At 50.7% G+C, this 11,576-nt stretch carries 13 protein-coding genes and 1 pseudogene; 9 read left to right on the top strand and 5 right to left on the bottom strand.

Annotated elements, in window-relative coordinates; genetic code table 11:
- Positions 1–3: 3 nt before the first annotated feature.
- From ACOQPU_RS04245 to ACOQPU_RS04205, 9 genes and pseudogenes are all read left to right on the top strand, one after another.
- Positions 4–987, top strand: a pseudogene (locus ACOQPU_RS04245) (hypothetical protein); the annotation flags it as partial.
- 47 nt (positions 988–1,034) lie between these two features.
- Entirely contained in the window at positions 1,035–1,502 is a 468-nt protein-coding gene (locus tag ACOQPU_RS04240) for a hypothetical protein (RefSeq protein ID WP_420643884.1), read from the top strand.
- 192 nt (positions 1,503–1,694) lie between these two features.
- Entirely contained in the window at positions 1,695–2,270 is a 576-nt protein-coding gene (locus tag ACOQPU_RS04235; RefSeq protein WP_420643883.1) for a WD40 repeat domain-containing protein, read from the top strand.
- Positions 2,271–2,527: 257 nt separating this feature from the next.
- Complete coding sequence (locus ACOQPU_RS04230) at positions 2,528–3,334, top strand: WD40 repeat domain-containing protein (RefSeq protein ID WP_420643882.1); 807 nt, start codon at positions 2,528–2,530, stop codon at positions 3,332–3,334.
- Positions 3,335–3,626: 292 nt separating this feature from the next.
- On the top strand, positions 3,627–4,079 hold the full coding sequence (locus tag ACOQPU_RS04225) for a helix-turn-helix domain-containing protein (protein WP_420640814.1): 453 nt from the start codon (positions 3,627–3,629) through the stop codon (positions 4,077–4,079).
- Between the two features lie 11 nt (positions 4,080–4,090).
- Positions 4,091–4,753 (top strand): IS630 family transposase, encoded by a 663-nt coding sequence (locus ACOQPU_RS04220; protein ID WP_420645803.1) that lies wholly within the window; start codon positions 4,091–4,093, stop codon positions 4,751–4,753.
- Between the two features lie 53 nt (positions 4,754–4,806).
- Positions 4,807–5,835, top strand: coding sequence for a phosphotransferase (locus ACOQPU_RS04215; RefSeq protein WP_420643881.1), 1,029 nt, complete (start codon positions 4,807–4,809; stop codon positions 5,833–5,835).
- 77 nt (positions 5,836–5,912) lie between these two features.
- Positions 5,913–6,824, top strand: a complete 912-nt coding sequence (locus ACOQPU_RS04210) for a hypothetical protein (RefSeq protein ID WP_420643880.1) — start codon at positions 5,913–5,915, stop codon at positions 6,822–6,824.
- A gap of 185 nt (positions 6,825–7,009) precedes the next feature.
- On the top strand, positions 7,010–7,423 hold the full coding sequence (locus ACOQPU_RS04205; RefSeq protein ID WP_420643879.1) for a VOC family protein: 414 nt from the start codon (positions 7,010–7,012) through the stop codon (positions 7,421–7,423).
- 10 nt (positions 7,424–7,433) lie between these two features.
- Here the strand turns inward: ACOQPU_RS04205 and ACOQPU_RS04200 are convergent, their stop codons facing one another.
- The 5 genes from ACOQPU_RS04200 to ACOQPU_RS04180 form a co-directional block, all read right to left on the bottom strand.
- A complete protein-coding gene (locus tag ACOQPU_RS04200) occupies positions 7,434–7,739 on the bottom strand; it encodes a FeoC-like transcriptional regulator (protein WP_420643878.1) in 306 nt (101 codons plus the stop codon).
- A gap of 192 nt (positions 7,740–7,931) precedes the next feature.
- Positions 7,932–10,190: a ferrous iron transport protein B gene (gene feoB, locus ACOQPU_RS04195; RefSeq protein ID WP_420643877.1), complete on the bottom strand. Its 2,259-nt coding sequence runs from the start codon at positions 10,188–10,190 to the stop codon at positions 7,932–7,934.
- Positions 10,191–10,253: 63 nt separating this feature from the next.
- Positions 10,254–10,544 carry a FeoA family protein gene (locus ACOQPU_RS04190; RefSeq protein WP_420643876.1) on the bottom strand — a complete coding sequence of 97 codons (291 nt, stop codon included), beginning with the start codon at positions 10,542–10,544 and terminating at the stop codon, positions 10,254–10,256.
- A gap of 2 nt (positions 10,545–10,546) precedes the next feature.
- Positions 10,547–10,783, bottom strand: coding sequence for a FeoA family protein (locus ACOQPU_RS04185; protein ID WP_420643875.1), 237 nt, complete (start codon positions 10,781–10,783; stop codon positions 10,547–10,549).
- Positions 10,784–10,797: 14 nt separating this feature from the next.
- A complete protein-coding gene (locus tag ACOQPU_RS04180) occupies positions 10,798–11,463 on the bottom strand; it encodes a metal-dependent transcriptional regulator (RefSeq protein WP_420643874.1) in 666 nt (221 codons plus the stop codon).
- Positions 11,464–11,576: the final 113 nt, after the last annotated feature.

Genomic DNA, 11,576 nt, shown 5'->3' with positions numbered 1-11,576 from the left:
CAGTCACTGGGAGGCGTCTCTGGTGCGTTGGCTCAACGAGCAGAAGACCTGTTCGCCAGTTTTGAGGGAGTGGGACAAGAAGCGGCCCGCCAACTGTTCCTCCGCCTGGTTACCCTCGGTGAAGGGGTAGAGGATACACGACGGCGGGTCGCTCTGTCTGAATTAGGCGAACTTCTGACCTCTGCGGTTTTGAATGAGGTGATCGACCAATACGGCCGTTACCGCCTCCTCACCTTCGACCACGACCCCCTAACCCGCGAACCCACCGTTGAAGTCGCACATGAAGCCCTGTTGCGAGAATGGCCACGCCTGCGTCACTGGCTGGATCAGAGCCGTGACGATGTGCGTTTGCAACGCTCGTTAGCAACCTTTGCCAAAGAGTGGGTGCAAAACAACAAAAATGATGGATTTCTCTTGCGAGAGAGCCGACTGGATCTATTTGCTGACTGGTCAGCCACAATGGATTTAGCTCTTACGCCAAATGAGCAAGCCTTTTTAGGTGCCAGCCTTGCAGCTAGGCAACAGCGGCAAGCCGCAGAACAAGCTCGCCAACAGCGGGAACTGGAAACGGCGCAGCGGTTGGCGCAAGAACAAAGCCACCGTGCCGAGGAACAGACGCATGCAGCACGGGACCTGCGCCGCCGAGCCTATTTTTTGGTGGCTGCGTTAGCAATTGCGCTCGTTTTGGCGGTCGTGGCAATTTTAGCCAACCAGCAATCCAGCCAAAACGCCCAAACACCCCAGGCCAACGCCAACACCGCCGCCACCCAAGAAGCAATTGCGTTTGATGCCCAAGCTGAAGCATTACTCCAAGTAGAAAAGTCCCAAAACAACGCCGATCTAGCCGCCACAGCTGAAACGATTGCGGAAGAAGAAGAACCATCGCTCAGCAAAATGAAGCCGCGGCTATCGCGGCGCAAGAAGAGGCCATTGCGCAAGCCCAAATTGCTCTCTTTAATGAGGGACAGGCGCAAAGCCTGGCCTTAACCAGTGGCGCACGAGAAGTATTCAGCAGCGGCGACATTGACCTGGCTTTGGCCTTGGTAGTGCAGGCGGTCTCCGTAGAGCAACCGCCTGCTGAAGCCGTTCGCATCTTAAATAATGTGGCCTATGCTCATGGAACATATCTTCTCTACGAGAGCGAGCCCCCGGACGCCTCTATAGATTTTGTCGATATTTTCCCGGGTGACCCCCGTCTAATTTCACAAGATGGACAGACGATTACCATTTGGGACAGCAACAGCCGCGAGATTCTCAACCAATTTAATATAGCCAACGGGGATGCCATTTCTGCTCAACTAATAACCATCCCCAATACCTCATATATTGCCAACGCTAATAAGAATAACGAGATTATCATATGGGATTGGTCGACCGGTGAAAAAGTGCAGACACTGTCCGACATTGACATTTCCAATGTGAACAACCTCCAGAGGGGAAATCTCTTTGGCACACCCAGTGGGGATACCATCGCCATCGTGAGCGACAGGGGAGGGAAGTAATACAGAGGTTGATGGTTTGCCCGAAGGCTTTAATCTGACTGGCTGGGACATTGAAAGCGGTGAGCAAATTTACCGTATCGATGGTGCACGCGGAGAAAGGGCTCAATCGTATACGACAACACAGACAGCGGGACAGTCTTTATTACCACGACGCGATTTGATGAAGAAGGTGTCTACACGGGGGAATCTCGTTTGCTCATTGCTGACCTCGAGACGGGAGAGATTTTGTCTGAATCGGCGCTTGCCCAATTTGCTGGTAACAATTTTATTAGATCAATTGTGGTCAATCCGACAGGCGATCAGGCATTTGCGATCATAACGGATGTTCGCGATGATAATGCAAATACTGCTACAGGCGTCTTCCTTTCTCTGCCTGCGGCTGAGGTTTTGGCAACCGTACCGTTTGACATAATTATCAGGTCCGCAAGATACAGCCCCGATGGCACTCAGCTGGCTGTATATGTAGAAGATCAATCCAAAGGATACTTTACTCTATTAGACGCTATGACCGGCGAAACCATCCGCGATTTGGGCAGCCGCACTGATGGGCACTCAAGTTTCGTTTTGTGGAATTCTTTCGCCTTTACCCCAGATGGTAAACGTCTGGTCAGCGGCGATGTTCGAGGTGTAATCCTGGTATGGGACGTGGAAACGGGCGAACTCATTCAACGTCTTGCCGGCCATAATAAGGGACGTATATCCGTTGTAAAAGTGAGTCCGGATGGAAACACAGCTATCAGTGCAGGAGGAGGTCAGCTGCGCTTCTAGGATATAACTCCGGACGCGAATGCGCAAGTTTTTGACGGCCATGATGGTGAAATAAACGTCGGAATAGCCATCAGCCCTGACGGCACAAAGGCGATCTCGACGGCATTTTCCTTTGACGGAGGAGAAGATGAAGCAATGCTCTGGGACACAAGCACATTTGAGGTCATTCACCGCTTGCCAGGATGGTTTATCGCTGTAGAATTCCTGCCCGATGGCCGGTCGGCTCTCCTTGGGGGGGCAACAGAGAAGAGTTGATATTGCATTGGGACATCGAAAGTGGTGAAGTGATTAATGTACTCCAAGCAACGGATAGCGATATAAACGGCAATTCATGGGATATTGCAATTAGTCCTGATGGAAAGTCATTCTTCTTTGTTACAGCTCGTAATGATGATTCTGGGGTATACCAGTTTGATATTGAAACACTCACTGAAATGAACAGCTTCTCGACGAATAGGGATGATGACGCGCTGTATAGTGTTGCTCTCACTCCCGATGGGCACAGCATTCTAGCAACCAGTTCCTCAGGCGATGTTATCCTGTTTGATCTGGACACAGGCGAGGTGATCCGCCGCTACAATTTAGGGGGGTTCTCAACCAACGTTGAAATCAGCGCCGATGGGGAGCGCTTTGTGGCTCCTGTGGGCAATGGGTCAGCCATGTTGGTGGATATTGCCAGCGGCGAAGTGATCCGGACCTTTGATGGCCATACCGATTTCGTTTCGAATGTCGTTTTCACCCCAGACGAAAGCCAAATTGTCATATCTTCAGGCGACGGTACGCTTATTTTGTGGGATGTGGCCTCCGGGGAGGCTCTGCGCACCTATAGCGAACATGACGCCTGGGTTAATCGGCTGGCTCTTTCGCCAGATGGAACGTTAGCTTATTCAACCGCAGATGATGGGACAGTTATCGTGCGCTCCATTATAGAAGCACCTGTCGACGAGATATTGGCCTATATTGCAGCCAACCGCGTCCTGCCTGATTTCAATTGCCTAGAACGGAAACAGTATCGCATCTTGCCGTTGTGTGATGCAGATGGGGTTGTGCCGGATGATAACTAAACACAGTCAGCAAGGGTCGAAAACGTATATTTCTACTGAGTTGTACCAGACGTTTTTGCCTTTAGCAGCCAGGGTTTTTCAGTTTCCAATTTATGGGACGCGGGTGACGCGGATAAAAGAAAAAATCCGCATTTTTCCGCGCTTGTCCGCGCCTGAATGCTATTTGAAGACGACTAATGAAAAGCCCTAATTTAGCAGCCTTTCCGGTGGATAAGTAAGGTCATCAGATGTAAACTTAGTGCTCTGTAAAGCAAATTTGTTAGTAAACATAGTTATCGAATAAACTTGTGGAATGGCAAAACATATAAAACTTCCACAAAATGAAAAAACTGAACTTGAACAATTGATAAAGTCGGGTGAACACAAAGCAAGGGTGATCAGTCGGGCAAGGGTGTTGCTTCTACTCAACCGCAGCGAAGGGGAGAAGAGAACCTTGGCTCAAGTCGCAGAAGCAACCATGCTATCCAATGTTACTGTCAGCCAAATCAAACGACGTTACTTTGAAAGTGGTGTGGACAGAGCGTTGTACGACCAACCACGATCAGGGCGGCCGGTGACAAAAATGACTGGAGATGTAGAAGCACAACTGATTGCCTTGACATGCAGCGAACCACCAGAGGGGTATGACCGGTGGACACTGAGATTATTGGCTGATGGGCTGGTAAAACTAGAGGTGGTTGATGAGATTAGTCACACCGCCATAGGAAATAAGCTAAAAAAAATGAACTCAAGCCTTGGCAAGTAAAATCGTGGTGTCTGCCCAAACCTGGGGCACGCTTTGTCGCCAAAATGGAAGATGTCCTCTCCGTTTATGAACGACCCTACGACCCGAAACGGCCGATGGTTTGCCTGGATGAAATTCAAAAAGCGTTGCGGTCAACACCAAGAGGTGAAATTCCGCTGCAACCAGGACAACCCGTTCGAGAAGACTATGAGTACCAACGACATGGGAAGTGTTCCCTTTTTCTGGCCGTCGAACCATTAGCCGGATTTCGCAAAACATGGATTTATCCACAACGCCGCAAGATTGAATTTGCACAGGTGTTGAAATCATTAGTCGACGAGGTTTATCCTGATGCAGAGACGATTGTCTTGGTTGTGGATAACTTGAACATTCACCATATCGCTTCTTTATATGAACGGTATGAACCAGCAGAAGCACGCCGGATTGCGGACAAACTTGAATGGCATTACACACCAGAGCATGGCAGTTGGCTCAATATTGCTGAATGTGAATTATCTGTTTTACGTCGTCAGGCATTGAAGCGACGGAAGGTGGATATTGACGAAGTTCGCAACCAAGTAGCAGCTTGGGAAACACAACGCAATAAACGCCAAGTGGGTGTTGATTGGCAATTTACTTGCACTGATGCTCGCATTAAACTGAAGCGACTTTATCCAATTGTTAACGTTCAGTAATTTGTTAACGCCTTATATTTCTAAATATACTTTGTTTACAAAGCACTTAGTGCGTGAACCATGATGATTTAGTACAGCAGGTAGTGGCACAGGCTCTGGGCAGCGATACGGCCGTTTCCCCCCGCCCCCCTCTCACCTTCCAAAGTAACCAACTGTTTGATGTGTGGCAAAACGGCCGTCACCACATCGCCAAACATTATCTGAAAAGTGACGAATTAATTGACGCCCCGCGCCGAGAATTTGAGGCCCTTCAACTTCTATCGCCCCTTGACGTGGCTCCCCAACCCACCTTTTACGATCCCAGCCTTGGCCCAGTGGTCATTTACGAATTTTTGGCAGGGGAAATGTGGGATCGTATGAAGCCAACGGCCGTTCAACTACAACAACTTGCCGATTTGTGGCTTACCCTCAACAACGTACCAACCGATGGCCTCTGGCTTTCACGTGGTATGGAACGCACAATAGAAGACGTGGCTGCCATGTTCAGTAGCTACCTAAAAATTTACGAAACTTGGGCCGCAAAGAGCCATCCACCAGGATTAGAATGCGCCCCCCTCTGCTGGGATTTATTGGCGCAATTGCCCGCGATCTTGGCTGATTTTGTCCAATTACCTCAATCGATGCTGCTCTTTTGCCGCTCAGATCCCCGCTTTGCCAACGTGATTCAACGGCCGGACGGCCGTCTCGCCCTCGTCGATTGGGAAGATTGTGGCCTGCGCGACCCCGCCCGTGACGTAGCTGACCTTCTTACCCACCCCAACCAGGAAGATTTGTTAACCGATGAGGAATGGGACGCTTTTTTACGGCCGTATGCCGCCGTTCGCCTAAAAACCGACCCCCATTTTAATGAACGCATCCAATTTTACCTGGCAATTTTCCCCATCTTTTGGCTGTTACTTTTACTCAACATCGGTGCTAGTCTCGCCAAGGCAGGCAAATCAATTAAACAGTGGCAACCAAACCGCATTCCGATTAATATCCAACTGCGGCGTTACCTGGCACGGGCCAAATGCTGGCCTGCCAAACCAACCGCCGCCGATTTGGACTCATTGGCCAAAATCAGCTTTTTTCCAGAACAATAAAGTCAACAGATGGCGCAGATTAACCATATTGTCTTGCCTCTGTGCAACTCTATGTTACGCATTTTTAAGGACGAACCATGAAACAGATACCTTTCCTCGGCTGGGAAAACTGCATTCAGCTCAGCAATCGACAAGTTGAACTCGTCGTCACGGCCGATGTTGGCCCGCGTATCATCTATCTAGGCTTTGTGAATGATGAGAACCTATTTGCCACGATCCCTGGCCAGCTAGGGCGTACAGGCGATGCCGCTTGGCAAAATTATGGCGGCCACCGCTTTTGGCTGGCGCCAGAACAGATGCCGCACACCTACTACCCAGACAACAATCCGGTCACTGTGGAAGATCACGGCCGTTTCGTTCGCTTCATTGCCCCCATAGAAATCACAACGCGGATGCAAAAGACGGTGGATGTTGCCCTTGATCCTCATGAGGCGAAAGTGACCGTCACCCACACGGTGCAAAATCTAAATCCTTGGGCAATTGAACTAGCACCTTGGGCACTTTCGGTCATGGCTCCGGGCGGAATGGCCGTCCTCCCCCTGCCCCCGCGCGGCAATCATCGAGACAATTTACTGCCTACGGGCCACCTTGTTACCTGGGCTTATACAAACATGGCCGACCCGCGCTGGACGTGGGGCGAGCAGTTTGTCCTGCTGCGTCAGGACCCTGGGATGACCACGCCGCAAAAACTTGGCTGGAACAGTGTGGATGGCTGGCTGGGGTATGTGCGAGACGGCCGTTTCTTCCTCAAACAGTTCGCCCCGCACGCTCCACAAGCCACCTACCCCGACCGCAACAGCTCGGCCGAGATTTACACCGATGCCAACATTTTGGAGCTGGAAAGCCTGGCACCGCTGACGCAGCTTGCGCCAAACGCAACCGCCAGCCATACCGAAACGTGGCAACTCTTCGCTGACGTTCTCACCCCAATCAGCGATGCCGATGTGGTAGCAAATATATTGCCTCTAGTTGGCAAAAGAAAGAGCTAGGCGGACAAAAGCAACAAATCCGCGTTTTCCGCGCTTGTCCACGTCCTAACCTTTTTAAAAGAGGCTACTGAAAAACCCTGTCTAGCTTAATGAGAATTGACATTTGGCATCAGAAATGATATTCTGAAACGACTATAGAACATAAGTTCTAAAATATTTCAAACTTTCAGAATGGAGGAAACAATATGCAACTTATCCCTTATCTTAGTTTCAATGGCAATTGTCGTGAGGCTCTCACCTTCTATGCTGAGCTGTTTGGTGGCACAGTTGGCAGCTTTTCACCGTGGGATGCGCAGTTAATCGAAAACATACCAGAAGCTACCGTGGAACATATCATGCACGGCGACATCAACATCAATGGTTTTATGATTGCTGGATCAGATCAGTTTGGCGATATGTATTCGCCAGCAGGCAATGTATCGTTGATGATGGATATGGATGACCTGTCTGAGGCACAGGCTAAGTTCTCGGCACTTGCTGAAGGTGGACAAATCATGATGCCATTTGCCGAAACATTCTGGGCAGACGGATACGGATTCTGCACCGACCGCTTTGGTATCATGTGGCAGATTAACTGCACCGGTAGTAAGACGATGTAACCAACTACCTTTACTTGGTGGAAGATTGAGGACAAGCAAGACCTATGTTGTGAAGCGACACGACATCTGTTTCTCTTGCCAATTCGTAAGTGCGCGGCATCTCCATGACAAAGGGGCAAGCACCATGTTGGCCACAGCTACCGCATTCGGTTAAAGAGCCGCTCTCGCGAATTTTGCCCTTGCGCACCCAATGCTGAATCATCGTCTCCAACCGCTGAGGCGACACATCCAGTTGGCGGGCAATTTGGGGTAGAGACAGGGGCGTTACGGCCGTTTCAAATATCGTCAATACCTGGCGCAATGTACTTTGTGACATATTTTTCTCAAATACAGGCCACGGATTGTGCGGATTTAACGGATAAAACAAACCCGTGTCATCGTGCAAATCCGTGGCCCTTTTCCTTTAGAATCTAACCGAAAAAGCCACAGAGGAAAAAGAGAAATCTGAGAAATGAACCTTTGCCTCTAAGTTCTCTGTGAACTCTGTGGCCAATATTCGGACAGGTACTTAGATAAACAACTTACCAACCTGGAAAACCACAACAGCCCCAATCCAGGCCAACGCCAACGTATACCCAATTTGCGCCCAGGTCCAACGGCCGCCAAACTCTTGCCTCATCGCTGCCACAGCCACCATGCACGGCACGTACAGCAGCACAAATATGTTAAATGCCACGGCTGCCAACGCCCCCAGTTCGGCCGACCCCGCCGACCGCTCAAAGGAGGTGATCAGGGCCGCTTCCAGCCGCGTGTTGTCTTCCACTTCTTCTTCCGTACCAAAGAAGTTCAACTCGCTAATTTCTACACCGGGTAGTAAGTTCACCGTTCTTGGCGCAATGTTGAGCACCTCCTGCACGGTAAGAACGGCCGCTTCGCCAAATCCTAGCAGCGAATTGCCCACATCTTGCCCAAACGTTGTTGGCTCAGCCTCAACTACCGGGGCAGCATCCGCCTCACCCACATAAATCTGGTTCATCGTGCCGACAATCACTTCTTTGGCCATAAAACCTGTGATCAGCGACCCAGATGCCTCCCAACTGCCAAACCCAGCAGGCTCGAAGATAGGCGATACCGCCCCGCTGACGGTTGCAAATAAACTATCTTCGGCAGCCACGTCGTTAAACGAACCGGCATTGGCACGTCCCGGAATAGCCATCAGCAGCCACAGCACGGTTGACACCACCAAAATGACGGTGCTGGCCTTCTTAATAAAGCCCTGCACACGTTCCCACATTTGCCGCCAAACGTCACGTGGGCGCGGAGCGCGGTACGGTGGCAATTCCATCACAAACGGTGCCGGAGGGTGGCCTTTGTAAACCGTATGCTTTAGCGCAAAGCCCGTCGCCAACGCCACGCCAATCCCTATCAAATACATAGAAAAAATGAGATTACCTGAGGCAGTGCCAAAAAATGCAGCACCAAAAACCACATAAACTGGCAATCGCGCCCCGCAGCTCATGAAGGTAGCTAAGAAGCCAGTGAGCTTGCGATCTTTTTCATTTTCCAGAGTGCGGGTCGCGTAAACAGCCGGAACCGTGCAGCCAAAGCCCACAATCAACGGCAAGAAGCTCTTCCCGTGCAGCCCCATCCAGCGCATAACGCGATCCATCACAAAGGCTGCCCGCGCCATATAGCCAGAATCTTCCAAAACCGCGAGGGCAAAGTAGAGGAAGAGCAACACCGGAACAAACACGAGTACGCCGCCCACGCCAGCAATAATGCCATCTGTGATGAGGGCGGCAAACCAAGTTTCACCCAGGCCAACGGCCGTTAGCAATGCCCCAGCCCAGCCATAAACAGTCACATTCACAAAGCCATCTACCCAGTCCAGAAATGGCGCACTGACGTTGGCTGTAAACTGGAAAACGAGCCACATCATGAGCAAAAAGATGGGCAATCCCCAAATACGGTGGGTCACAATTTCATCAATTTTGTCAGACATGGTGAGGATGGATTGAGACGGCCGTTCCAACACCGAATCGACCAGTTCCCCAATAAACGTGTAGCGCTGGTCGGCAATCAACGTTTCGGCGTCATCTTCGGTGGCTGCTTCGATACGCTCTTGAGCGGCAGCAGCAGCTTGCAGAAGATCAAGCTCCCCCTCTGCCTCCATGACCGCCAAAATCGCCTCATCATCCTCCAGCAGCTTGGTCGCCAGCCAGTTTGGCCGGTAACGGGCTGCTAACGCTGGTTTAGCCGCGATTTGTGCGGCCAGATCGCTCATTTCATCCCCTAAAATGCCGTCGAATCGCGTATGTGGCATTGCTTTTGACGGCCGTTCACCGATTTGGCTGATGGCTTGCTTTAGCGGCTCTAGCCCCAAGCTGCGGTTGCCCACCATCTCTACCACCGGCACACTCATCTGCTGCGACAGTTGAGCAGCGTCAATCTTCAAACCCCGGCTGCTGGCCACATCGGTCATGTTCAGGGCAATAATGACGGGCGTTTCCAGTTCCAGCACCTGCGCCACCAGATACAAATTGCGTTCTAAATTGGAGGCATCAACCACGGCGACAACGGCCGTTGGGCGTTCGTTAATAATAAAATCGCGGGTAATAATTTCTTCAATGGAATAGGCCGTCAGGCTGTACGCGCCGGGCAGGTCTACAATCAGAATTTCTTCGTCGCCGACGCGCAGGCGACCCTCTTTCTTTTCGACAGTTTTACCCGGCCAGTTGCCCACGTGCTGCTTGGAACCGGTAAGCGCATTAAAAATAGTGCTTTTGCCGACGTTCGGATTGCCAGCCAATGCAATCATTACGGTCATGTTCAAAATCTCCAGTTAATAGTGGTTGGTGGCCGGTAGCTGGTATGCGACTAAAACTAACCGCTAACCACCCGCTCCTGTTGTTACCATCACCCGATGCGTCATTTTGCGATCCAAAGCCAAACGGCCGTCTCCCTTCACGGCAATAATCATCGGGCTAGCCGATTCATTTTTTAGCACTTGAACCGTCGCTCCAGGATTTAATCCCAGATCAAGTAACCGCTGGCGCACGGTACCGCATCCTTTTACCTTTCTTACTATCGCCGCTTCACCGCGATTCACCATCGTCAACGGCATCATTGGGCCAGTGGGGGCTTCTTTAACCCGTAACGGAATGCTCAATTTTGATCCCATGTTTAAATTACAACCTCAATCATTTGTGCCTCTGCCTTGCGCAGCGACAGATGATAACCACGCACCAAATAATCCACCGGATCACCCAGCGGTGACGCTTTCACGACAGAAATCTCTACCCCTCTGGTGAGCCCCATTTCCATCAGCCGACGACGCACCGCCCCTTTGCCATGTATTTTTTTTAGCTTGGCAGATTGGCCCGGATTTAATTGGTCTAAGGTAACATTTTTATTGTTCATATTGTTTATGCTCTTTAGGTATTGACCCAAACCAACTCAGCAAGGGAACGTCCTAAAGCTACCTTGCCATTACTCATTTCTAACGTGATTGGGCCTTGCATCGGGGCAATTTCTGAAATAGTGAAATTTTGGTTAGGGACAATATGATAGCGATCTAGATAAGCGTACACGTCAGTGGTAGTGGGCTGGATACTGTGAATGCAGCCTGCTTCACCAACACGCAAGGAGGTTAACGGCCGTTTACTCAATTCCGGCAGCGTGCCATCACTGTTGGGAATGGGGCTGCCGTGCGGACAAACTGTAGGATGCCCCAAATAAGCTGACAGTGCCTCGGCCAGTACGTTAGAGGTGGCATGTTCCAGGCGGCACGCCATCTCGTACACGCCCGACCATTCCATTTGCAAGTGATCCACCAAAAAGCGTTCCCACAGCCGCTGCCGCCGCATGACGTTATGGGCAATGTAACGGCCGTTTGCCGTCAACGTCACCCCTTTGTAGCGCACATGCTCCACCAACCCTTGCTCTGCCAGCCGCTTCATCATCTCATTGGCCGAAACGGGTGAGATACCCAGCCGCTCCGCCACCCGGGCAATGATAACCGGTGCCTGGCCATCACTTAACTCGGCGATGGTCTTGAGGTACATCTCGAAGGTTTCGTTGCTGGTAGATTGTGTTCGCATAATGGTTTACCTGTCTAAAGAAATAAGGCTACCCTTATAAATAAGAGTAGCCGCGCCTACAAAAAAGCTGTAGGAAAAAAATTAGGCAAAGTTCATGACAAATGTCACCAAAC

This window comes from Candidatus Leptofilum sp. (assembly GCF_965223285.1).
GTDB lineage: Bacteria > Chloroflexota > Anaerolineae > Promineifilales > Promineifilaceae > Leptofilum.
The sequence above is the reverse complement of the archived record's forward strand: the minus strand, read 5'-3'. Positions and strand labels throughout refer to the sequence as shown.

Excerpts from the sequence above, each read along its gene's own strand:
- ACOQPU_RS04205 (WP_420643879.1), top strand. The coding sequence starts at position 7,010 with ATGCAACTTATCCCTTATCTTAGTTTCAATGGCAATTGTCGTGAGGCT.
- feoB (WP_420643877.1), bottom strand. The coding sequence starts at position 10,190 with ATGACCGTAATGATTGCATTGGCTGGCAATCCGAACGTCGGCAAAAGC.
- ACOQPU_RS04210 (WP_420643880.1), top strand. The coding sequence starts at position 5,913 with ATGAAACAGATACCTTTCCTCGGCTGGGAAAACTGCATTCAGCTCAGC.
- ACOQPU_RS04180 (WP_420643874.1), bottom strand. The coding sequence starts at position 11,463 with ATGCGAACACAATCTACCAGCAACGAAACCTTCGAGATGTACCTCAAG.
- ACOQPU_RS04200 (WP_420643878.1), bottom strand. The coding sequence starts at position 7,739 with ATGTCACAAAGTACATTGCGCCAGGTATTGACGATATTTGAAACGGCC.
- ACOQPU_RS04225 (WP_420640814.1), top strand. The coding sequence starts at position 3,627 with ATGGCAAAACATATAAAACTTCCACAAAATGAAAAAACTGAACTTGAA.
- ACOQPU_RS04190 (WP_420643876.1), bottom strand. The coding sequence starts at position 10,544 with ATGGGATCAAAATTGAGCATTCCGTTACGGGTTAAAGAAGCCCCCACT.
- ACOQPU_RS04185 (WP_420643875.1), bottom strand. The coding sequence starts at position 10,783 with ATGAACAATAAAAATGTTACCTTAGACCAATTAAATCCGGGCCAATCT.